Source organism: Streptomyces sp. BPTC-684, from assembly GCF_030028635.1.
Classification (GTDB): Bacteria; Actinomycetota; Actinomycetes; order Streptomycetales; family Streptomycetaceae; genus Streptomyces; species Streptomyces noboritoensis.
The window spans coordinates 1,864,964-1,885,849 of the sequence record NZ_CP124863.1; the positions used below are offsets into that span (position 1 = coordinate 1,864,964).

The window sequence follows — 20,886 nt, forward strand, 5'->3', positions numbered from 1 at the left end:
CCCGCCCCCTCAGACGTCGATCTTCGAGATGCGGCGGATCGCGACGAAGCCCAGCGCGTACAGCCCGAGCGCGACGACGACCGCGGCCTGGCCCAGGAACGTGCCGGTCATCTTGGCGAGCGAGCCCGGTGCGATCTGGTTGACGAGCAGCATGGCACCGACCCCGATCGCCGGGACCGCGTACGCCGTGGTGTTCACCTGGGACAGCTGGGTGCGCACCTCGCGGCGGGTCTCCTTGCGCTCCTCCAGGGTGGTGGTGAGGTTGCGCAGCGAGTTGACGACCGCGCCGCCCGCCCGGTTGGAGAGGATCAGCGTCGACACGAGGACGACCAGTTCGCGCGAGGGCAACCGGTGGGCGAGCTCGCCGAGGGCGTCGTCGAGGGTGCGGCCGACGGCGAGCTGGTCGGCGACCGTCTTGAGCTCGTCGCCCGCCGGGGCCTCCAGCTCGTCCGCCGCCATGGCGATCGCGGTGCGCAGGGCGAGCCCGGCCTGGGTGGCGTTGGCGATCACCCGGGAGATCTCGGGGAGCTGGTTGATGAACGCTTCCGTACGCCGGGTGCGCTGCCAGTTCAGGAAGGTGTTGGCGGCCCAGAGACCGGCCAGCGCGGCGAGCGGGCCGAAGAAGGAGGCGAGCACGGAGGCGGCCACCACCCACAGCCCGACGACTCCGGCGAGTACGTAGACGAAGAACTCGCCGGGGGTGAGGTCGAGGCCGGTCACCGCGAGCTTGCGCTCGATGCGCTTGCCGACGGCGGTGCGGCGCAGCCTGCGGTCCACCCCGGCGAAGGGCCGCCGGCGTCCGGCGGGCGGCAGCTCCCCGGCGGTGGAGAGCCGTTCGACCAGGGCCCGGCGCTGGGCGCGGCCCGTGGCGTACGCGTGCACACCGACGACCGCCGCCGTGCAGGCGAGCAGCGTGACCCCGATCGTCAGCTGGGTGAGTGCGGACATGGGCGGTGCTACCTGGCCTCTCGGGTGGCGAGCTGTTCGTCGAAGGAGGCGATGCCGAACGCCTGCGGGACGGGCTGGCCCGCGAGGTAGAGCCGTTCGGCGACGCGGCGCGGGAGCGGGAAGTGGCGGAACTCGCCGTGGACGCGCCCGTCGGCGGCCATCGGGCGGGGGTCGAACCGGGCGACGGTGGCGAGCCGGTAGGGGTCGCGGCCGTGCGAGTCGAGCAGGGCGATCTCGGTGACCCGGCGGGAGCCGTCGGCGTGCCGGGTGAGCTGGACCAGGACGTCGACGGCCGAGTTGATCTGGTCGTGCAGCGCCTCGAACGGGATCTTGATCTCGGACATGGAGGCCAGCGTCTGGAGCCGCATCAGGGCGTCCTCGGCGCTGTTGGCGTGGACCGTGGCGAGCGAGCCGTCGTGGCCGGTGGACATCGCCTGGAGCATGTCGAGGGACTCGCCGCCGCGCACCTCGCCGACCACGATCCGGTCGGGGCGCATGCGCAGCGAGTTGCGGACCAGGTCGCGGATGGAGACGTGGCCCTTGCCCTCGACGTTGGCCGGGCGGGCCTCCAGGCGGATCACATGGGTCTGCTGGAGCTGGAGTTCGGCGGAGTCCTCGATGGTGATGATGCGCTCGTGCTCGGGGATGAGGCCGGAGAGCGCGTTGAGCAGGGTCGTCTTGCCGGTGCCGGTGGCGCCGGAGACGATCACGTTGAACTTCGCCTGGATCAGCCCGGCCAGCAGCATCAGCATGGACTGGTCGAGCGAGCCGAAGGCGATCAGCTCGGGGAGCGTGAAGGAGCGCGGGAAGCGGCGGATGGTGAGGGTCGCGCCGGTCAGCGAGAGCGGCGGGATGATCACGTTGACGCGCTCGCCGGACGGCAGCCGCGCGTCGACCATCGGGTTGGACTCGTCGACCCGGCGGTTGACGGTCGACACGATCCGCTCGATGGTCTGCATCAGCTGCTCGTGCGAGGCGAACCGCATCGGCAGCCGCTCGACCCGCCCGCCGCGCTCCACGTAGATCTGGTCGGGGCCGTTGACCATGATCTCGGTGACGGAGGCGTCCTCCAGGAGCGGTTCCAGTACGCCGAGGCCCAGCGCCTCGTCGACGACCCGGCGGATCAGCTGGGCCCGCTCGCCGGTGGACAGCACCGGGCCCTCGCGGCTGAGGATGTGGCCGAGGACGCGTTCGAGCCGCGCCCGGCGCTCGGCGGCGGCGAGCGAGGACATCTCGGCGAGGTCGATCTCCTCCAGGAGCTTGCCCCGGTAGGCGGCGACGAGATGCGCGTCGCCCTCGCCGCCCCGGGTCTCCTCGGGGGCGGTGATACGGGCCCGCAGGCTCATGTGGCGTGCCTCCTCGGTCAGTTGCTCTCGTCGCAGGGCATGGTGGCGCTCTTGTGGACCGGGCCGAAGTGGTCGATGCCGGGGAAGACGGACGGGATGGAGACGGTGACCGTGGCGGTCACGGTGGCTCCGGGGCAGCCCGCCACACCGATGTCGGCGCGCTTGCCGACCCAGTCGCTCACCGCGGCCTTCCCGGCCTGGGCGGCTCCGCCCGCCCGTTCCGTCTGCGCGCCGGTACGGGCGGCGGCCCGGGCGGCCGTGCCCGCCTGCTGGGCGGCGTACGCGGCGAGGCCCAGCTGGACGCCGGCGAGCGCGACGAGGAGCAGCAGCGGCAGGAAGCCGAGGTATTCGACGGCGGCGGAGCCGCGGTCACTCTTGTGTACGCGGCTCCGCGCGCGGCCCGCTCCCGTAACACCCGCTCCCGGGCGCCTCACGGCGTCTCCTCCCGCGCCGCCCCCGCACGCCCGTGCACCGTGAACGGGAACGACAGCGCCCCCGGGAAGAGCACCGGGACCTTGATCGCGACGGTGGCCGTGAAGACGTCGGGGTCGCCGCCTCCGCCGCAGCCCGGCCCGACGTCCCACCCGTCCGGGGCGGCCGCGCGCATCGCCGCCTCGCAGGCGCCGGGCCCCCCGCCCTTCGCCGCCCCCGCCCGCGCCCCCTCGTCCGCCACGTGCCCCGCGACGGTGTACGTGTAGCCGGTCAGGACCAGTTGCCAGATCGCGGCGAGGGTCACCAGGATGATCGGCACCATCCCGGTGAACTCGACGACGATCTGCCCCCGGTCCCGGTCGGCCCGCGTCCGTATGCCCCTCATCCGTGCCCCCGGCGCCGCAGCACGAGGGCGCCACGGCCGCTCTTCTCCGGCGCCGGGCCCACCCCCTTGACCAGGCCGAGCTCGCCCGCGAGCGTCCACAGCGCCTGCTTGACCGTGGACTTGGCGTCCAGGTCGTGCAGGCGGCCCGCGTCGACGACGGCTTGCAGCTCCTTGAAGTTGGCGGGGACGGAGGTGCGGGTGATCCGGGTGCCGGTGACCTTCTGCACGAGCGCGGGCTGGATCTCGGTGGCCCGGGTGTGCCGGTTGACCACGGTCGTGGTCTCCTCGGCCTTGCGGATCTGGAGGCGGTCCCACATCCGTACGATCCGCTTGGCGGCCCGTACCGACACCACGTCCGGGGTGGTGACCAGGAGGGCGGTGTCGGCGAGCTCGACGGCGGCGGCGTTGGCGCCGTTCATCTGGGTGCCGCAGTCCGCGATCACCACCTCGTAGCGGTGGCGCAGGGCGGAGAGGATCTGGCGGGCCGTGCGGTCGGTGACCTCCTCGGCCCGCTCGCCGTCGCCGGGGGCGAGCAGCAGGCCGACGCCGGTGGAGTGGGTGAACAGGGCGTCCTGGAGGACCCGGGGCGAGATGTCGGTGATCGCGGCGAGGTCGGCGATGGAGCGGCGGAACTGGACGTCGAGGTAGGAGGCCACGTCCCCGGACTGGAGGTCCATGTCGACCAGGGCCGTGGTGCGGCCCGACGCCCGGGCCGCGAGGGCGAGGTGGACGGCGGTGACGGTGGCGCCGACCCCGCCCTTGGCGCCGGTGACGGTGACGACCGTGCCGCCGGGGCCACTGGAGGCCTCGCCCCCGCCGCCCAGGTGGCGGCGGACCCCGACCGACCACTGGGCGGCCACCTGCACCCGGCTGACCAGCTCCTCGTAGTGCAGCGGCAGGGTGACCAGGCCGCGCGCGCCGGAGTCCATGGCGGCGGCGAAGAGGCCGGGGCCCGCGTCGGAGGTGATCAGGACGACGCCGACGGCGGGGAAGCGCAGGGCGACCTCGCGGACGAGGTCGAGGGCGGGGACGGGACCGATGCGCTCGTGCACGAGGACGACCTCGGGCAGCTCGTCCAGGGAGTCCCCGGCGAGCCGGGCCAGGGTGTCCAGGAGCTGGGTCGAGTCCGCGACGGGCGCGGCGGGTTCGGCGTCGGGGAGCTGGCTGAGCAGGGTGGTGACGGACCGGGCGGCGTCGGCGTCGGCGACGGCCGGGAGGATCCTGGTGGTCATCCGAACCTCACTGGTCCTTTTCGAGGCGGTACGTACGGTCGCCGGGCGGGACCGAGGGGTCGCTGCCGGGGGCGACGAGCGCGAGCCGCACGTGCTGGGCGAAGGACTCCGCGTACGCGACGCGCTGGGCGTCGAGGGTGCCCAGGGCGAAGGTGATCGGGACCGCCTCGGTGCTCTTGTTGCGGTCGTCGCGGCCCGGGTCGAGGGGGGTGAGCTTGCCGACGTCGAGGACCTTGGCGCCCGCCACGATGATCTTCGACTGGGGGGTGTCGCCCTGCTTGGCGGCGGCGAAGGTGGCGAAGATGTTGACCGAGGCGCCGCGCTGGATCTTGCCCGCGACCCCGGTGGACGCGTCGATCATGATGGCGATCTCCTGCTGCCCGGGCCGCAGTTCGGGGCGCTGCGCGGCCATGTCGGACTGGAGCAGCGAGCCCTCTCTGAGCGTGGTGACGGCGACCTTCCCGCGGATCGTGGCGAGGTCGGTGACGGCGTTGTCGGAGAGCCACCGTTTCGGCATGCTCGTCCTGCTGAACTGACTCGCATTCAGTTCCGTGTTGGGCGCGATGTCCTTCTTCACCCGGTACGCCGTCACCTCGGGGCCGACCTTCGAGTTGGCGTCATGGATCACCGAGAGGACCCCGGCGAAGGCGCCGGCGGCGCACAGGACCGAGACCAGGAGAAGGATGACGCCACGGCGCTGACGGGAGTTCATTGACCGTACGACCTCGTTCGATGACGTGGGACTGAGCGGACAAGGGCCACCGGGCGGGCTGCGCGGCGGCTAGCTGTACGTGCCTCCCGCGGGCAGCTGGAGCTCGGGGGCGGCGACGGGGGAGGTGCAGAACCCGCAGCGGTCGCCGATGAGTTCCATGCCGCACCACCGGCACGACTCCCGGCGCACGGACGCCACGAGCTGGTAGAGCACGGACAGGTCGGACAGATGGGCGGCGAACTCGGTGAGCTTGGCCGTCCCCCACCACCCGGGCGAGTACCCCGGCAGCGGGGCTTCCAGTACGGCCCCGACCTGCCAGCCGGCGGCGAGCGTGGCGGTGACCCACTCGGAGGGCGCCGCCGCGCTCGCCACCAGCAGGTGGCAGGCGTAGTCGGGCCCCTCCAGGTCGCCCGTGCCGATCCTGACCAGCTGCGGGACCGGGTGGGCGAGCACCGCGAACTGGCTGCCGGGCAGCCAGGACTTGGCGTGCGTCTTGAGTCCGACCGGGACGCGGTCGAGCCGGGTGACCGAGTTCAGCACGGCGCCCGCGTGGACGTAGTGCGCGAGCAGGCGGGCGGCCGAGGCGAGCACGCCGGGGCTGAAGTCGCACACCGACAGCTGGCACAACTGGCGCGCGAGCACGGCCAGGCCGAGCGGCGGCAGCGGCGATCTCAGCAGCGCGATCCGGTCGCTCTCCAGGATCGAGCGGACGGTGTGGAGGCGCTGCTCGTGGGCGGCCGGGAGCGACTCCGGGTACAGGACGACGAGATGGCCGTGCAGGTCGAGCAGGCGGTGCGCGTGGGCGAGCGCGTCGTCGAGCGGCTGGACGTCCGGGGACGAGAAGACCGCCGCCGGGGGCGTGTGTGGATCGGCCGCAGGTAACACCAGGTCCGGGCTGGTGACGGCTATCGCGGTTGGCACATCAAGTCCCCGTTCCCTCGGCCCGTGGCGGGCCCCCTCAGCCGTAAGTGATCACCGCACTTCCCTCCTGAAGCAGCACTGTATCCAGGAGATAGCTGCGGGTGAACAGTCTTCTCGTTTCTGTGATGCCACGAGGGGCGCCAGAGGTCTTGACAAGCCGATTGGTCTGGACCAGTTTGTACGCAGGTCTGGACCAGCTTGTCCGCACAGCGCGCGCCCCACCTCCCCACCGACCTCCCAACTCCCCCACCGGAGGCAGCAAGTGAAACGAGCAGGCGGCAGAATCGGCGTGGCCGTGGCCGCGGCCGGCGCCCTGTCCATAGCCGGACTCACCGGCACCGCCCACGCGGCGGACGTCAACAACGCCAAGAACGCGGGCTTCGAGTCGGGGCTCGCCAACTGGAGCTGTACGGCGGGGAGCGGCGCCGCCGTCTCCTCGCCGGTGCACGGCGGAGCCGCCGCCCTCAAGGCGACCCCGTCCAACTCCGACACCGGCCAGTGCGTCCAGACGGTCGCCGTGAAGCCCAACTCGACGTACACACTGAGCTCCTGGGTCCAGGGCTCGTACGTGTACCTCGGCGCCACCGGGACCGGCACCGGCGACGTCTCCACCTGGACGCCGGGCACCGGCGGGGGCTGGAACCAGCTCTCCACCAGCTTCAGGACCGGCGCCTCCACCACGTCCGTGCAGGTCTACACGCACGGCTGGTACGGCCAGCCCGCCTACTACGCCGACGACATCTCGGTCTTCGGCCCGGACGGCGGCGGGGGCGGCGACCCGGCCCCGACGATCCCGGCGGCCCCGGGCGGCCTCGCGGTCGGCTCGGTGACGTCCTCGTCCGTGGACCTGTCCTGGGGCGCGGTCTCCAACGCGACCGGGTACAACGTCTACCGCGACGGCGCCAAGGTGCAGTCGGTGAGCGGGAGTTCGGCGACCGTGACCGGACTGAGCGCCTCGACCGCGTACCAGTTCCAGGTGACCGCGACCAACGCGGCGGGCGAGTCGCCCAAGTCGGCGGCGGTCACCGGCACCACCTCCGGCGGTGGCGGCAACCCGGGCGGCGGCACCGTGCCCAAGCACGCGGTGACCGGCTACTGGCAGAACTTCAACAACGGCGCGACCGTCCAGAAGATCAGCGACGTGCCCGCGAACTACGACATCATCGCGGTCTCCTTCGCGGACGCCACCGGCACGCCGGGCGGGGTGACCTTCAACCTCGACACCAACGGGCTGGGCGGCTACACCGTCGACCAGTTCAAGGCGGACATCGCCGCCAAGCACGCGGCGGGCAAGTCGGTGATCATCTCCATCGGCGGCCAGAACGGCACGGTGTCGGTCAACGACTCCACCTCGGCGACGAACTTCGCCAACTCGGTCTACTCGCTGATGCAGACGTACGGCTTCGACGGCGTCGACATCGACCTGGAGAACGGCCTCAACTCCACGTACATGACGCAGGCGCTCAAGTCCCTGTCCTCGAAGGCGGGCAGCAAGCTCGTCATCACGATGGCGCCGCAGACGATCGACATGCAGTCGACGTCGAACGAGTACTTCAAGACGGCGCTCAACATCAAGGACATCCTGACCGTCGTCAACATGCAGTACTACAACAGCGGTTCGATGAACGGCTGCGACGGCAAGGTCTACTCGCAGGGCACGGTCGACTTCCTGACCGCGCTCGCCTGCATCCAGCTCCAGGGCGGCCTGGACCCGTCCCAGGTGGGCCTCGGCCTGCCGGCCTCGACGAGCGGCGCGGGCAGCGGCTACGTCTCGCCGTCGGTGGTGAACGCGGCCCTCGACTGCCTGACGGCCGGCACCAACTGCGGCACCTTCAAGCCGTCGAAGACGTACCCGGGCCTGCGGGGCGCGATGACCTGGTCGACGAACTGGGACGCCAAGTCGGGCAACGCCTGGTCGAACGCGGTGGGCCCGCACGTCCACGCGCTCCCGTAAACGGGAGGTTCCCCGCGCCCCGTGAACAGGGGGCGCGGGGAACTCATCGGTTACGGCTTGGGCAGGGTGCACCCGGGCCGACCGAGGTCGAACTTATTGCCAGTCCCGATGCAGGGGACGATGGTGTACGTCTCCTGGGCATAGTTGATCTTGTAGCGGACGGTGACCTTGCCGTTCTGGTCCACCTCGCACGGGTTGTTCTCGGTGCAGCGCTGCCCGTCCTCGTTGCCGGTGTTGTTCACCGCGACCACCTTGCCGGTGGCCGTGTCGATGACCGGGGAGCCCGAGGTGCCGCCGATGGTCTGGCAGGCGGAGGTGTAGCGGACCGAGTCCTTCCAGGTCCAGTCGCCCTCCTTGAGGCGGTAGACGAACCCGTCGATGTTGCAGCTGTAGGTGCGCTTCCAGTACCCGGAGACCACCTTGATGGCGGTGCCCGCGACCGGGTGCTGGTCGTTGAGCGTGAGCGCGCCGATCCCGTACTGGCTCTGGATCTGCGCGTACGTCTTGCTCAGCTCGTAGACCGTGATGTCGGTGTCGGTCATCGTCGCGTACGAGACCTTGGTGGCCCGCAGCGTGCCGACCTTGCTGCCCGACCCGTTGAGCAGCGAGAAGCTGCGCGAGGAGGGCTGGTCGGTGATGACCTCGCCGGCGGCCGGGAATCCGGTCTCCAGGCAGTGGCCGTTCGAGAGGATGAGAGCGGGGTCGTTCGGCTGCGAGTTGGGCGTGCGGATCAGCGACCCGGAACAGTTGCTGAGCGCGACCGTTCCGGCGAAGTCGACCGCCTTGACCGTCGCCTTGGCGCCGCTGTGGGTGTGCGGCGCCGCGACGACCGGTGCCGCACCCGCTCCGACGAGCAGGAGCGCGAGCACCGCGCCGACGAGAGGCTTCTTCATGTGGGGGTTCCCCTCCGAAGGGATTCAGGAATGGGTTTTCCTGAAGTTGTCATGCGCATTGTTGGGCGCGCCAACCCCTGTGGGCAACCGTTGAGTTCAGGCCAGTTGGATCAGACGTCCGGGACCCGTTCCAGGTGGATCGCGAGAACCCCGAGGGCTTCTTTCTCCGGCGGGTAGATCTCCCGGCAGGCGGCGATGAGGGCATCGCTGCCCATGTCGCCGCCGATGGCGGCCGGGTCCTCCGCGTCCACCATGGCCTCGAAGGACGGGTACTCGACGACCTTGACGACACGAGTCAGGCAGGAGTCGTCACCGGAGACGAACCGCAGCAGCTGCCCGGCGGTGATCTTCTTCATGCTGGGGTAGCCCACACGGACTTCGATCGTCTTGGTGCCGTCCTGGATCAGCCGCAGGTAGGGCTTGCGGATGGTGATGTGCCGCTCGGTCACGGGGCGCCTCCACGGATGAGTTGCGGTTGGGCGGTGAGGCGTTCGGTCAGTCCCCGCGCCGCGTCCATGCGGGGGTAGCGGCGGGTGAGGAAGTCCGCCAGGTCGTGGGCGCGTTTGCGGACGGAGTCCACCACGCGCGTGCTGTCGAGGGCCTGGTGGCCGAGGGCGAGGGCGTCGTCGGGGTCACCGAGCAGGGCACGGGACAGGGCAAGGTCGATCCGGGCGATCGCTTCGCGGCTCGGGGACCGGGTCGCTGCGGGGGCGGTCCGGTAGATGGCGAGCGCGGATTCGGCGGCGCGCTGGGCCTGCTCGGCGTTGCCGAGCCAGATATGGGCGCTCGCTGGATAGGAGGTCAGCGCGTAGTCCGCGAGAGGCAGGGTCGGCATACCGAACCGGCGTGGGGGGCGGGGCGGCAGCAGCTGGTAGGCGTCCTGTGCCTGGTTGAAGGAGACGGTGAAGCCGTCGTGGTTTCCGTCGGCCGCTGCCGCTCGGGCGGACTGGGCATGGAGGCGTACGGACAGCGGGTGTGTGGTGGGAGCTTGGGTGAGGCCGCGTTCGGCGGCGTGGCGGGCCTTGTCGGGACGGTGCTCGTAGAGGCTGATGGACGCGGCGGCGTCCATCGCCCATCCGCACAGCTCGCCGTGTCCGGCCTGTTCGGCGTGCGTGTAGGCGTCGGTGGCGAAGGCGAGGCCGACGCGGGCGTCGCCGAGGTCGTGGGCGAGCCAGGCCAGCAGCTCGGACAGCCATCCGGCGCAGGCCAGCAGTTCGCGTTCCTGGCAGTGGGTGTGCGGGCCTCGTAACAAGGCGTCGACCTTGCGGCGGTAGTCCATGACCGCGTCGAACACGACGTGCGGGGGCTTGAGGGAGTACGCCTCGTTGAAGCCGGTAATCGCGAAGTCGAGGTGTTCGAGGGTGCCGGTGCCGAGTGCGGTCGCCTCGGCCTGCCGGGTGAACTCGGCGACCTCGTCGGCAGCACGGTCCAGGACGGCAGCAACGGACGCCGGGTCGAGCACCGTCAACCCGGCGATCTTCAGCGCGTTCCGCCGCTTCGTGTCGTCCTCCGGATCCGATGCCTGTACGCCCAGCGTATCGGTCCGAGTCCCCCTGATCTCGGGGTCCAGGCCCAGGACCTGGGCCACGTGAGGCCACCAGTAGTCGGGGGTCCTGGTCCCGGTGATCCAGCGGCGGGCGTTGGCGCGGTGGACGCGCGCCGGGTCGCCGGATTCGGCGACCCCCACGGCCCGCGCGAGGTCGCTCGGACCCCAGCCGCGTTCCACGCACGCGAGGCGGATCAGGTCCGCGAGTTCAGGGTTCGTAGCCATCGTGTTGCCGCCTTCCTGGACTCCACGGGACTACGCGGGACTCCATCCTGGCCCCTCCCCACGACCCGTACCCGCGCGTTCACTGAACACCACCCGGCCTTCCCCCACTACGCCCGCACAGACAGGGTCCGGGAGTTGGTCATGAGTCCGACGCTGAAACGGGAGTGGCCATGAACGGCACAGGAACTGACCGAATCAGCACCTCCGCTCACCTCCCCCTTGAGGAGCGCATGGTGAACGCACCCTTCCCGGTTCCGGAGAACGTCTTTGCCTACGTCAGCGGCCGGATCGAGCAAGCGGCCCACTCCCTGTGGCCGGGCGCGACGGTGGGGCTGGGCCCGCACGTACCGTCCGTGACCGGGTACGTCCGGCGGCTCGACGTGGACGACCGGCCGATGTTCGCGAAGGTGTCCCTGCTCGGGTCCTCGCTCGTGTCCGTCCTGCGCGGCACGCTGGGCGACTGGGCGGCTGTGAAGGCCAAGCAGGACGCCTACAGTGCGACGCCGGGAGGTCTGCTGGAACGGGAGACAATCCAGTACGGCATCCTGCACACGGCCCGGTTGCGGGCGCCGAGGATCGCCGGATACGCGGGCGGGGTGCTGTTCACCGAGCCGGTCGTCGGGCCGACGCTGGCCGATCTGATCGCGAAGGACCCGTACCGCACCGCCGAACTCCTCACCACCGTGACCGGTGAGCTGGGCGCCCTGCACCGTGCGGACGTGACGGCGCTGGTGACGGCGGCCGCGATCCCCGAACGGTCGGTGCACGCCACGTTCGCCCGGAAGTTCAACGGCATCAGCGGCCACGCCTACCTGACGCTGACCGGCAACCACGCGCCGGTGCTGGCCGAGGTCGTGGCCCGGCTGCGGAAGGTCCGCCTGACCGGCGCCCCCGCCGCCGTGGTCTACGGCGACCTGAAGCCCGAGCACATCGTGTTCCCCGACGGCTCGGACGGCCGCCCGGCGTTCCTCGACCCCGGCATGTCGCTGGGACACCCAGAATCAGACCTGGGAAAGCTCGTCTCCCGCCTCGTCCTCGGCCTGCTCGCCGCCCCGCATCAGGGGGCCGGGACGGCGGCCGTCCTCGGCGGGATCGGCCAGTTCGCCGACGCGGCCGGCCAGAGCATGGAACGGGAGACGCGGGCGGCGTGGCTGCGGCAACTGGTCGTGCTGTGGCTGATGGACACCGCCAACATCCTGACCACCTACCTGACCGCTCCCGCCGGACTGCCGCTGCCCGAGCAGGCGAGGCAGGTCATCGACCGGGCCGGGGCGGTGTCCGCGATGCTCGACCGCGCCTCGGCCGCGCTGGAAGAGCGGGCGGACGGCCCGGCCGTGTGGCGGCTCGCCCTCGGGCACGCCGGGACGGCGGCCGGGCGGTGACCGGCCGGATCGACGCGGTGGGGATCATCGGCGCCGGGGCCGTCGGCCACACCGTGGCTACCCTGCTGACCGCCGCGGGATGGTGCGACCGTCTCCTGATCGCCTCCGGCAGCGAGCGCTCCGCCATCGCGCTGGTCACCGATCTGGAGGACATGCGCGAGGTCATCGCCTCCTCCGTACGGGCGGAGACCACTACCGTGCCCGCCTTGCGGGCCTGCGAGGCGGTGGTGGTGTGCCCGAGGGCGGAGTTCACCAACACCGCCGACCACGACATCCGCATGGCCGGACTGCACGCCAACGCCCCCGTGATCGCCTCCCTCGGCCGCCGACTCGTGGGGTACGACGGTGTCGTGCTGGTGGTCACCAACCCGGTGGACGTGATGACCCGGCTGTTCGCCGCCGCGTCCGGCGCGGCCCGGGTGTACGGAGTCGGATCGGCGACCGACACCGCCCGCTACCGGCTCGCCCTCGCCCACCTCCTCGCCGTCCCCGTCGACTCCGTCCAGGGACAGGTGATCGGCGAGCACGGGGACGCCGCCGTGGTGTGCGCATCCGCGACCCGGGTCGGCGGGCTCCCGACCGCCGTGCCCCTGCGGGCCATCCACGACGAACTGACGGACCGGCCGCGCCGCATCAACCAGTGTCTGGGCCGGGCCCGTTCCGGCCCGGCCGGGGCCGTCCTGGCCGCCCTGCGGGCCGCCCTCGGCCTGGCCGACACAGTGGTGGAGCTGTCCGTCGTCAACCCCGACGGCACCTGCCTGGGAACCCCGTTGCGGTTCAAGGGCGGCGCCCCCACGGTGGTCCTGCCCGACCTCGACCCGGTCGAGCGGCGGCTGCTCGCCACTGCCGACCGCAAGATCCGTACCGCCTACCGCCTGATCGAGCACCACCTGGAAGGGGCCACTCCGTGAGCCACGCAACCCGCATCACCAGCGCCGGCCGCCAGGTGACCGTCACCAGCAACACCACATCGGTCACCGACTGGGCGCTGAGCTACTTCGGCCCCTGGTGGAACGCCGGCGCCGCCTCGGCGCCGTTCTCCGGTCCGGTCGTGGCCGCCGACGTCGCCCCGGCCGAGACCGCCGAGATCGCCCGGCAGGTCGCCGGTCACCCCCATGAGGAGGTCGTCTATGCGAACTCGCCGATGCTGTACGCCGCGGACGGGCCCACCGTGACAGCCATCCAGCCCGCGGACAACCTGGCCTACCGGTACGAATCCGGCCACCTGCGGATCACCGGCCACGATGAACTGCCCCTCGCGCTGGCCGCCGCCCGCTTCGCCCGCGAACTCCTGCGCTCCAAGCTCCTGGTCGACGGCTGGACGATCCTGCACGCCTCGGCTGTCGTCAAGGACGGCCTGACCGTCATGGCTCTCGGCGGGAAAGGGTCGGGCAAGACCACCACTGCCCTCCTGCTGGCCCGATCCGGGTGGCAGCTGCTGGCCAATGACCGGGTGTTCGTCCGCCCGAGTGCGGAGCGCGGTGTGGACGTCCTGCCGTGGCCCGCGGCCGCCGCCGTCGGCCTCGGCCTCCTGGACGCGCTCGGCCTGTACGACGGCGTCCGCGAACGCACCCTCCGGGGCGAGCACCTGCACCCCACTCAGGCCCAGGCCGTGACCGACGCGCTCATCGAAGGACGCCGACTGCCCCTGTTCAGCGACTCGGGCAAGGAGTTGAAGCCCCAGTTCGCCCCGTCCCAGCTCGTCACCTGGCTCGGCCTCGCCCTGGCCACCGAGGGCAGGGCGGCCAGGCTGCTGTTCCCGTCCATCGACCCGGCCGCCACCCCCCGCATCGAGAGCGAAACACGCGTGGTGGCCGACAGCGACCACTTCAATGCCCGCACCGAGGACCGCTACCCGGACGTCTTCAGCCTCACCCCGCCCGAGGCGGGCACCGGCTGCGTCCAGCGCGCATCCCTCACCCAGGCCCTGGACAGGCTGCCCCGGCACGCGATCACCCTCGGCCACGACGTGAAGGCGAACGTCGACTTGCTCACCGAACTGGTCGACCGCTAGCGCGCGGCGGGTGGGCTGGAGCCACCTGCGCGGACCGCGCCCGCGCCACGCTCGCCGCCCTCGACCCGACCCCCATCCGCAGCCAACGCATCAGCGGCCGCCTCGCCACCCTGCGGCGCACCCTGACGACCTAGGAGGACCACACCTGTGACCAGCGGGATCGACATACGCCACTACGACCACCACCACGCCCGCGAGCTGCGCCCCCTGCTCCTGGAGGTCTATGCCGAGGTCTACGAACAGGCCGCCGAGAGCCACCCGTTCGCCACCGTGGAGCGCTTCGCGCAGGGACTGGACGGCTGGTCGGCGAGGCCCGGCTGGAGCTGCGTCGTCGGCTACGCGAGCGACGGTCGGGCAGTCGGCTATGCCTACGGCGCCCCGCTGCCCGAAGGCGCCCGCTGGTGGGGCGGTCTGCTCACCGAGGTGCCCGCCCACGTCACCGCCGAGACCGGCACCCGCACGTACGCCCTGTCCGAACTCATGGTCCGCGAGCCTTGGCGCGGGACCGGCATCAGCCGTCGGCTGCACGACGCGCTGCTGTCCCCGCGCCCCGAGGAACGCGCCACCCTCCTCGTCGACCAGACCCACCCCAAAGTACGTGCGCTGTACGAGAGCTGGGGCTGGCGCATCCTCGGCGACCTGCGGCCCCGCCTGGAGAACGCTCCCCCTGTTCCACGCGATGCTGCTGGCACTGGACCACGAGGACTAGGGCCTGTCCGAGGGGGGTCGGGCTCGCGGGGGTGCTGTGCGGCGGCGGTCGGCGGCGGCCTATACGCCAGCCGCCGCGCACCATTCGGCGGTGCAGGTGCCCTGGGAGGGCTTACCAGTCGCTGTCCTGGAGGGGTTCCAGGCGCCACTTCTGGTTGTCCCAGTCGACCCAGTCCCACTGCTGGGCGGTCGTGCCGTTGTCGTTCTTCGCGGCGCCGCCGTCGATGTCGAGGACCTTGCCGCTGTGCTTGGCGATCAGACGGTAGTAGCCGTCGCCGACGGGTTCGATGCGCCATTTCTGGTTGTCGCCGTTCACCCACTCCCACTGGTGGACCCGTGCGCCGTTGCGGGTCTCGCCCGCACCTCCGCTGACGTCCAGGACCTTGCCGCTGTGCTTGGCCTTGAGGCGGTAGTAGCCGTCGCCGACCGGCTCGATGCTCCACTTCTGGTTGTCACCGCCCTTCCACTCCCACTGGTGGATGCGCGCACCATTGTCGTTCGTCCCGGCGCCTCCGGCGACATCCAGCACCTTGCCGCTGTGCTTGGCCACCAGGCGGGCCCGGGCGGGAATCCGCGCCCGTAACACCCCGGTCCGGGGCAGGTGGGTGTCCAGGTCCTCGGCCAGCTGTCGCGCCGTATCGATCCACCGCGGGTCGTCGTTCGCGGCTCCCCGGGCGGAGCCCCGAACGACAGGAGCGTTGGCGCCGTCGTAGCCGTAACGGCTCAGCAGGTCGCGGATCTCGCCCTCGACCAGATCCAGCAGCTCCGGATCATCGATCTCATCGCACTTGTTGAGGAGGGGGACGATCGCGGGCACGCCGGCCGCACGGGCCTCGCTCACCTGTTCCCGGGTCTGCGGCATGATGCTCTCCCCTGCGTCGACGACCAGGACGGCCCCGTCCACGGGCCCGGTCTTCAACAGGCCCGGAACGTCACCACTGGGCGCATCGAGGTGGGTGTAGCGGCGCCGGGACGTCTCGTACCCGAAGCGGCGGACACCGCTGCCCGGGGTCGTCTCCGGCTCCCTAGCCTCCGTCCTCGCGGCCCTCCACAGCCACCTGTTCAGCGCATCGGCCGTCGTGGTCTTGCCGTGCCCGGCATGCCCCAACGACACGATCGTCAACTCGGGCTTGTCACCCTCGAAATCACTGGCGGCCACAGCCGCTCCTCCCCGCCCACCGCATCCACAGCGGCAGGCCGCGCCATGATCCCCAGCACGCACGACGCACACAAGATCGCCGGGCCTTTTCAAGCCACCGCCCGGTACGCCCCAGCCCCGCCGAACCGCACCCAGGCAGCAGGCGCGGCCCCCGTCAGTCCTCCATGAACACGATCCGCCGAGCCGGCCCCGGCACCCCCTGTGTCGCCGCCCCCGCCGTGCGGCCCGCCGCCACCGCTCGCTCGCGGCCCCACGCCCGGATCTCCTCGATCTGTTCGGGGTTGTTGCGGCTCAGCGGGATCGTGTTGGCGAAGGTGTCCATGACGAAGGACGGGCGCAGGGCCTCCGCGCCGCCGCCGAGGTAGACCTCCGCGCCCACGTCGTGCAGCGCGCCCTCGATGTCGGAGCCCGCGAAGCCCTCGGAGAGGTCGATCAGGCGGGCCAGCTGGTCGGGGTCGGGCTCGGCCTTCACGTAGCGGCGGTAGTAGAGCTGGATGATCTCCTTGCGGTCCTGCGCGTCCGGCAGGTCCACGAAGAACAGCTCGTCGAAGCGGCCCTTGCGCAGCAGCTCGGGCGGCAGGCTGCGGACGTCGTTGGCGGTGGCGACCACGAAGGCGCGCGAGCGGGACTCCTGGAGCCAGAACAGGAACTGCCCGATGATCCGCTGCGGCACGCCCGTGCCGTCGTCCCGGCCCGCCAGGCCCTTCTCGATCTCGTCGATCCACAGCACGCACGGCGCCACCCGGTCGGCGGTCTCCAGGGCCTCCCGGAAGCGGCCCTCGGACTCGCCGAGGTACTTGCCGTGGATGGCTCCCATGTCGAGCCGGTAGAGCGGCAGCTTCCACTCGGCGGCGATCGCCTTGGCGGAGAGCGACTTGCCGCAGCCGGGGACGCCGACGAGCAGCACCCCGCGCGGCGGCCGGATCTCGGTGTGGCGCAGGTCCGCCTGCATCAGCTGGTTCTTGCGCCGCAGCCAGTCGCGCAGGTTGGAGAGCCCGCCGACCGTGTAGTCGGCGTCCTTGAGCTGGACCTTCACCAGGCCCGTCAGATCGCTGAAGATGCGGTCCTTGGACTGGGCGAGCGCGGGCACGTCGTCCTTGTCGACCGAGCCCTTGGCGGCGACCGTCGCCATCAGGTTGACCGCCTCCGCCTCGGTGACCCCGAGCAGCGTCTCGGCGGCCCGGCGGGCGTCGTCCTCGCTCCAGGCGATCGGGATGATCCCCTGGTGGTCGGTGAGGAAGCCCGCGAGCACCCCGTACATCTCGTCCGCGTCCGGCAGGTCCAGCTGGAGGCTCATGCCGAGCCGCTGGAGTCCGCTCCAGACCGGGGTGTCGGTGAGCAGGATGATCGAGCCGGAGTTGTTGCCGGCGAGCCGGGCGACCTCGGCGATGTGCCGGGTCAGCGGGGTGTCGCCCTCCAGGTCGTCCGGGTCGACCAGGACCAGCGTGGCGTTGGGGCGGGCGGTGAACTGCGACGCCGCGTACTCCATCGCCCCGGTGAGCGAACGGTCCTCCTGGAGCGGCGCGTTGGTGCGCAGGTCCCGCAGGCCCGTCGCCCGGGTGTAGATCCAGAACGGCATGCTGCTGCGCCGGGGGTGCGTCGCCACCTCCCGCACCAGCCGCAGCGCCCGCTGCTGCTCGATGGTGCGCATCCCGATGACCGGCACCCGGGCGGAGATGTAGCTGTCGAGGTCGCGATGGCTTTCGGCGTAGTTGGGCATGCGGGGGCTTCTCCGGTCGGATCGGTTGCGTACGTATACGAAAAGGTCAGCGGGCGCTCGGACCGGATCAGTCCGTGACGATTCTGCGGCGCGGTGTCGCCGTCGGGTCGTACGCCCACGGCTGCGGGGCCTCGGTCGCGCCGGGCGCCGCGCCGCCCGTCAGCGGGTTGTCGCGCAGGGTGCGGCGCCTCGCCTCGATCCAGCGCGGGTCCGCGCCGGTGCGGCCGAGGCGGTCGAGCTGGGTCTCCAACTGCCGCTGGAGGTCCGCGATCTGGCCGTCGACGAGCCCCAGGAACCGGGTGCGCAGCTCGGGCGTCAGCGAGGGGTGCCCGGCCAGGGCGCGCACCGCGTGCAGCCCCGACCGGGCCTGGACGAGCGCGCGGGCGGCCGCGAACTCGTCCTGCTCCGCGTTGAGCGCCCGGGTCAGGTCGTCCGCCCAGCCCTGGAGCCGGGTGGAGAGCGCCCGGGTGAGCTGGTCGGTGAGCCGCACCCAGGTGTCCTGGTGGTAGTCGCCCCGCTCCAGCGCGGGCAGCCCGCGCCCGTCGACCCGCTCGCCGCGCGACCAGCGGGCCAGATGGTCCGTCCACGTCTGGTAGTTGCCGCCGTGCCCCCACATCGTGCTCACAGCCCTCCGGGGTCGCGTCGGCGGCGCACCAGCGTCTCGCCCGGCGGCAGCGGGGACCAGTCGGGCAGGCCGTCGACGATCCGGCGCAGCCGGGTGGTGACGCGCTCGCCGGGCTTGGCGGCGGTGGCCGCCCACGGCGAGGGCGCGGGGCGGTCCGGCGGCGGGGGCTGGTGGGGGACGGTCATGCGTTGCTGCCTTCCTTGCGGACGGTACGGCCGTCGAAGGGGGAGGCGCCGTCAAGGGCGGCCCCCAGCGAGTCGATCAGTTCGCGCAGCCGCGGCTCCACGGCGTCGGCGGCGCGGTAGGACTCGTACCAGTCGGTCAACTCGGCCGATCCCGCCCGCAGTTGGTGCAGTGCGTCGCGCCTGGACTGGTCGAGCAGGGTCTTCGCGGCGTTCTCGACCTTGCGGGCGGCGCTCAGCCCCTGGTTGATCACCAGGCCCCACACGGCGGCCGTGATCGCCATGACCGTGAGCGTCACGCCCGCGCTGATGCCGAAGCCGATCACCAGGATCCCCAGCAGCACCAGCGCCAGCGGGGTCACCTTGCGGGCCAGCGGATAGGCGAAGGAGGCGAGGAAGGAGCGCGCGTGGGTGTCCCAGTGCGCGGCGAGCTGCTGCTCAAGGCCCGGCAGCGGCTGGGTGTACGAGCCGGTCCACGGCGGGAGCTGGAAGGTGCGCCCGGCGATCGGGTACGCGCCGCCGAACCTCGCCTGCACGTCCTGCGGCACGGCCCCCCGGTAGTCCGCCGAGAACTGCTGGTGCGCGTGGCGGAACCACTCCCGGCAGGCGGCGACCGCGAGCCGCTGGGTGGCGACCGAGGTGCCGATGGCCTCCGGGCTGAGCGCGGCCGTGGTCTGCACGGTCAGATAGTCCAGCGTCTCCTCGTACGCGGCCGAGTCCGTGTCGACGGCGCCCTTCGCGGCGGTGAGGTCGCCGCCGTGGTCGATGACGGCGTGGTTGAAGGCGAGGTCGCGCCGCAGCGGCAGCTCCTCGTTGTCGTACTCGGAGACGAGCCGGTCCAGGATGTCGTCGACGGCGTCCTCGATGCGGTCCGATGTGGTGAACTCCCGCTCCAGGAGCGCCCGGTACTTGTCGTGCGCCACCCGCTGGACGCGGGCCGACGACAGGACTCCGGCGAGCTGCGGCCCCTGCGGGGAGACCTGGGCGAGCACCGGGTACTCGCCCTGCGGGGCGGCCGGGCGCAGCGAGTCGAGCTCGGCGCGCCAGCGGGTGATCTGGGCCCGCTGCGCCGCGTCGTCGTTCAGCATCGTCTCGCGCCAGCCGTCGAGCGTGGTGCGCAGCAGCTCGCGGCCCGCCGGGCCGAACGCGCCCTGCGAGATGGACTCCAGGATGACCGCGAACTCCCGGCCGAGGTGCGCCGGGTCCTGGGCGAGCAGATAGTGGCGCAGCCAGCGCACCGACTCGTCCCGGCGGTTCTGGCGGCGCAGCACCAGGGCGAAGAAGAGCGAGGTGCGGTGGGAGGAGCGGCGGAACGCCTCCTCCACGGCGCGCCCGCACAGGCCCGGGTCGTCGGCCGACCAGGCCGCCAGCGCGACCAGGGCCGGGGCGAGCCAGTAGCGGGGCGTCTGGATCATCAGCTGCTCGCTGACCGCGCGCACGGTCTCCTCGGAGACCAGGCCCACGTCGAACGCCTGGAGCATGCCGACGGCCGTGCGGCGCACCACCTTGTGGTGCCCGAACTCGTGGTCGACCTGGTCCTGGATGACGCCGACGCGGGTCTCCGCGCGCTGGACGTTCGCGGTGAGCTGGGCCTGCTGGACGAAGGCGCGGAACTCGTCGCGCAGCTCCTGGAGTTCGGTGCGGGTGCGCTGCTGGTTGGCGTCGACGGCGGCCACCTGGCCGCCCACGGCTCCCACCTGCTCGCTGAGCCGGACGACGAGGCCGCTGACTTCCTGCACCTTCCTGTGCAGGGAGTAGTCGACGTCAGCCATGCGGTGTCTCCGATCGGGGTGCGTCAGATGTACGTGTACGGGTGCGCGTCTGCGGGGGTGCTCACGGGTGGACGACCGAGCCGTCCGGCAGCACGGGCAGCACGAGCCCGTCCCCGTACACCTCGACACAGACGTACGAGCCGGAGCGGGCCAGCATCCGGCCCGCCGTGAAGGGCTCGGGCATGGGGGTGCCGGGCGCGTAGTGCTCCACGATCGCTCCGGCGAGGTCGAGGATGTGGTCCACGAAGGGGGCGCCGAGGTAGCACTTGGTGACGAACCCGACGGGGATCGCGGTGTGCTGGACCTCGTACTCCTTGCGGATCCAGTCCGCGAGCTGCCTGCGCGCGGCCTCGTCGACCTGCGCGTCGAGGCGCGACAGCGCCTCCCGCAACTCCGGCGAGCGGTCCCCGTACAGCGCGTGGCGCAGGGGCGGGGCGGTGGCGCCCCGGCGCTGCGAGGTCTGCTCCTTCGGCGCGGGCTGCCACGGCTGGTGGCCGGTCCGCGCCGGTGCGCCGTGCTGGAGCGGCTGGACGGGCCCGGTCGCGGGCGGCTGCACCACGCGGCGGGGTCGTTCGATGGGTCCCATGGTTCCCCCGGAGATCATGGGTCGTGCGGGCGGACTCAGGCAGACTAGTGAGTCAGCGTCAATCGTGGGTACCGGAACGGGAATTGTGGCCCCGGCGCCCGGACCGCGACCGGGGTACGACCTGTTTCCGGCCAGGTTCTGCTG

The 20,886-nt window shown here is 71.8% G+C and carries 20 protein-coding genes and 1 pseudogene; 5 read left to right on the plus strand and 16 right to left on the minus strand.

Annotation, left to right across the window (positions count from 1 at the left end; all coding sequences use genetic code 11):
* Positions 1-9: 9 nt before the first annotated feature.
* The 7 genes from QIY60_RS08215 to QIY60_RS08245 form a co-directional block, all read right to left on the minus strand.
* Positions 10-948, minus strand: a complete 939-nt coding sequence (locus tag QIY60_RS08215; RefSeq protein ID WP_283141808.1) for a type II secretion system F family protein — start codon at positions 946-948, stop codon at positions 10-12.
* An 8-nt stretch (positions 949-956) separates the two neighbouring features.
* Positions 957-2,294 carry a CpaF family protein gene (locus QIY60_RS08220; protein ID WP_283141809.1) on the minus strand — a complete coding sequence of 446 codons (1,338 nt, stop codon included), beginning with the start codon at positions 2,292-2,294 and terminating at the stop codon, positions 957-959.
* A gap of 17 nt (positions 2,295-2,311) precedes the next feature.
* The gene (locus QIY60_RS08225) at positions 2,312-2,728 is read right to left on the minus strand and encodes a TadE/TadG family type IV pilus assembly protein (RefSeq protein WP_283141810.1); all 417 of its coding nucleotides are present in this window, start codon (positions 2,726-2,728) and stop codon (positions 2,312-2,314) included.
* On the minus strand, positions 2,725-3,111 hold the full coding sequence (locus QIY60_RS08230; RefSeq protein ID WP_283141811.1) for a TadE/TadG family type IV pilus assembly protein: 387 nt from the start codon (positions 3,109-3,111) through the stop codon (positions 2,725-2,727). Before QIY60_RS08230 ends, QIY60_RS08225 begins: the two co-directional genes overlap by 4 nt.
* Positions 3,108-4,343 carry an AAA family ATPase gene (locus tag QIY60_RS08235; RefSeq protein WP_283141812.1) on the minus strand — a complete coding sequence of 412 codons (1,236 nt, stop codon included), beginning with the start codon at positions 4,341-4,343 and terminating at the stop codon, positions 3,108-3,110. The genes QIY60_RS08230 and QIY60_RS08235 overlap by 4 nt, the downstream gene beginning before the upstream one ends.
* 7 nt (positions 4,344-4,350) lie before the next feature.
* Positions 4,351-5,055 carry a Flp pilus assembly protein CpaB gene (cpaB, locus tag QIY60_RS08240; protein ID WP_283141813.1) on the minus strand — a complete coding sequence of 235 codons (705 nt, stop codon included), beginning with the start codon at positions 5,053-5,055 and terminating at the stop codon, positions 4,351-4,353.
* Between the two features lie 69 nt (positions 5,056-5,124).
* The gene (locus tag QIY60_RS08245; RefSeq protein ID WP_283141814.1) at positions 5,125-5,976 is read right to left on the minus strand and encodes a hypothetical protein; all 852 of its coding nucleotides are present in this window, start codon (positions 5,974-5,976) and stop codon (positions 5,125-5,127) included.
* A 262-nt stretch (positions 5,977-6,238) separates the two neighbouring features.
* On the opposite strand from QIY60_RS08245, the gene QIY60_RS08250 reads away from it, so the two are divergent.
* Positions 6,239-7,930, plus strand: coding sequence for a glycoside hydrolase family 18 protein (locus tag QIY60_RS08250; RefSeq protein WP_349253905.1), 1,692 nt, complete (start codon positions 6,239-6,241; stop codon positions 7,928-7,930).
* Between the two features lie 50 nt (positions 7,931-7,980).
* On the opposite strand, the gene QIY60_RS08255 is transcribed toward QIY60_RS08250, so the two are convergent.
* The 3 genes from QIY60_RS08255 to QIY60_RS08265 form a co-directional block, all read right to left on the minus strand.
* On the minus strand, positions 7,981-8,823 hold the full coding sequence (locus tag QIY60_RS08255; RefSeq protein WP_283141815.1) for a serine protease: 843 nt from the start codon (positions 8,821-8,823) through the stop codon (positions 7,981-7,983).
* Positions 8,824-8,933: 110 nt separating this feature from the next.
* Positions 8,934-9,272 carry an ASCH domain-containing protein gene (locus tag QIY60_RS08260; RefSeq protein WP_283141816.1) on the minus strand — a complete coding sequence of 113 codons (339 nt, stop codon included), beginning with the start codon at positions 9,270-9,272 and terminating at the stop codon, positions 8,934-8,936.
* Positions 9,269-10,594 carry a tetratricopeptide repeat protein gene (locus QIY60_RS08265; protein ID WP_283141817.1) on the minus strand — a complete coding sequence of 442 codons (1,326 nt, stop codon included), beginning with the start codon at positions 10,592-10,594 and terminating at the stop codon, positions 9,269-9,271. Before QIY60_RS08265 ends, QIY60_RS08260 begins: the two co-directional genes overlap by 4 nt.
* A gap of 230 nt (positions 10,595-10,824) precedes the next feature.
* Here QIY60_RS08265 and QIY60_RS08270 point away from each other — a divergent pair, with 230 nt between their 5' ends.
* The 4 genes and pseudogenes from QIY60_RS08270 to QIY60_RS08285 form a co-directional block, all read left to right on the plus strand.
* Positions 10,825-11,976 (plus strand): phosphotransferase, encoded by a 1,152-nt coding sequence (locus tag QIY60_RS08270; protein ID WP_283141818.1) that lies wholly within the window; start codon positions 10,825-10,827, stop codon positions 11,974-11,976.
* Complete coding sequence (locus tag QIY60_RS08275) at positions 11,973-12,887, plus strand: NAD(P)-binding domain-containing protein (RefSeq protein WP_283141819.1); 915 nt, start codon at positions 11,973-11,975, stop codon at positions 12,885-12,887. Before QIY60_RS08270 ends, QIY60_RS08275 begins: the two co-directional genes overlap by 4 nt.
* Positions 12,884-13,990: a hypothetical protein gene (locus tag QIY60_RS08280; RefSeq protein WP_283141820.1), complete on the plus strand. Its 1,107-nt coding sequence runs from the start codon at positions 12,884-12,886 to the stop codon at positions 13,988-13,990. The genes QIY60_RS08275 and QIY60_RS08280 overlap by 4 nt, the downstream gene beginning before the upstream one ends.
* Before the next feature lie 270 nt (positions 13,991-14,260).
* A pseudogene (locus QIY60_RS08285) lies at positions 14,261-14,551 on the plus strand (GNAT family N-acetyltransferase); the annotation flags it as partial.
* A 259-nt stretch (positions 14,552-14,810) separates the two neighbouring features.
* Here QIY60_RS08285 and QIY60_RS08290 read toward each other — a convergent pair.
* From QIY60_RS08290 to QIY60_RS08315, 6 genes are all read right to left on the minus strand, one after another.
* Entirely contained in the window at positions 14,811-15,857 is a 1,047-nt protein-coding gene (locus QIY60_RS08290; RefSeq protein WP_283141821.1) for an RICIN domain-containing protein, read from the minus strand.
* A gap of 154 nt (positions 15,858-16,011) precedes the next feature.
* Complete coding sequence (locus QIY60_RS08295) at positions 16,012-17,577, minus strand: AAA family ATPase (protein WP_283141822.1); 1,566 nt, start codon at positions 17,575-17,577, stop codon at positions 16,012-16,014.
* Positions 17,578-17,644: 67 nt separating this feature from the next.
* Positions 17,645-18,193, minus strand: a complete 549-nt coding sequence (locus QIY60_RS08300) for a hypothetical protein (RefSeq protein WP_283145857.1) — start codon at positions 18,191-18,193, stop codon at positions 17,645-17,647.
* Between the two features lie 5 nt (positions 18,194-18,198).
* The gene (locus QIY60_RS08305; RefSeq protein WP_283141823.1) at positions 18,199-18,387 is read right to left on the minus strand and encodes a hypothetical protein; all 189 of its coding nucleotides are present in this window, start codon (positions 18,385-18,387) and stop codon (positions 18,199-18,201) included.
* A complete protein-coding gene (locus QIY60_RS08310; protein WP_283141824.1) occupies positions 18,384-20,156 on the minus strand; it encodes a hypothetical protein in 1,773 nt (590 codons plus the stop codon). Before QIY60_RS08310 ends, QIY60_RS08305 begins: the two co-directional genes overlap by 4 nt.
* A gap of 61 nt (positions 20,157-20,217) precedes the next feature.
* Complete coding sequence (locus QIY60_RS08315) at positions 20,218-20,742, minus strand: hypothetical protein (RefSeq protein WP_283141825.1); 525 nt, start codon at positions 20,740-20,742, stop codon at positions 20,218-20,220.
* Positions 20,743-20,886 lie beyond the last annotated feature (144 nt).

What these genes read in the sequence shown, in the direction of transcription:
- QIY60_RS08215 (WP_283141808.1), bottom strand. Translation starts at nt 948, where the DNA reads ATGTCCGCACTCACCCAGCTGACGATCGGGGTCACGCTGCTCGCCTGC.
- QIY60_RS08220 (WP_283141809.1), bottom strand. Translation starts at nt 2,294, where the DNA reads ATGAGCCTGCGGGCCCGTATCACCGCCCCCGAGGAGACCCGGGGCGGC.
- QIY60_RS08230 (WP_283141811.1), bottom strand. Translation starts at nt 3,111, where the DNA reads ATGAGGGGCATACGGACGCGGGCCGACCGGGACCGGGGGCAGATCGTC.
- QIY60_RS08235 (WP_283141812.1), bottom strand. Translation starts at nt 4,343, where the DNA reads ATGACCACCAGGATCCTCCCGGCCGTCGCCGACGCCGACGCCGCCCGG.
- cpaB (WP_283141813.1), bottom strand. Translation starts at nt 5,055, where the DNA reads ATGAACTCCCGTCAGCGCCGTGGCGTCATCCTTCTCCTGGTCTCGGTC.
- QIY60_RS08255 (WP_283141815.1), bottom strand. Translation starts at nt 8,823, where the DNA reads ATGAAGAAGCCTCTCGTCGGCGCGGTGCTCGCGCTCCTGCTCGTCGGA.
- QIY60_RS08265 (WP_283141817.1), bottom strand. Translation starts at nt 10,594, where the DNA reads ATGGCTACGAACCCTGAACTCGCGGACCTGATCCGCCTCGCGTGCGTG.
- QIY60_RS08270 (WP_283141818.1), top strand. Translation starts at nt 10,825, where the DNA reads ATGGTGAACGCACCCTTCCCGGTTCCGGAGAACGTCTTTGCCTACGTC.
- QIY60_RS08295 (WP_283141822.1), bottom strand. Translation starts at nt 17,577, where the DNA reads ATGCCCAACTACGCCGAAAGCCATCGCGACCTCGACAGCTACATCTCC.
- QIY60_RS08300 (WP_283145857.1), bottom strand. Translation starts at nt 18,193, where the DNA reads ATGTGGGGGCACGGCGGCAACTACCAGACGTGGACGGACCATCTGGCC.
- QIY60_RS08305 (WP_283141823.1), bottom strand. Translation starts at nt 18,387, where the DNA reads ATGACCGTCCCCCACCAGCCCCCGCCGCCGGACCGCCCCGCGCCCTCG.
- QIY60_RS08310 (WP_283141824.1), bottom strand. Translation starts at nt 20,156, where the DNA reads ATGGCTGACGTCGACTACTCCCTGCACAGGAAGGTGCAGGAAGTCAGC.
- QIY60_RS08315 (WP_283141825.1), bottom strand. Translation starts at nt 20,742, where the DNA reads ATGGGACCCATCGAACGACCCCGCCGCGTGGTGCAGCCGCCCGCGACC.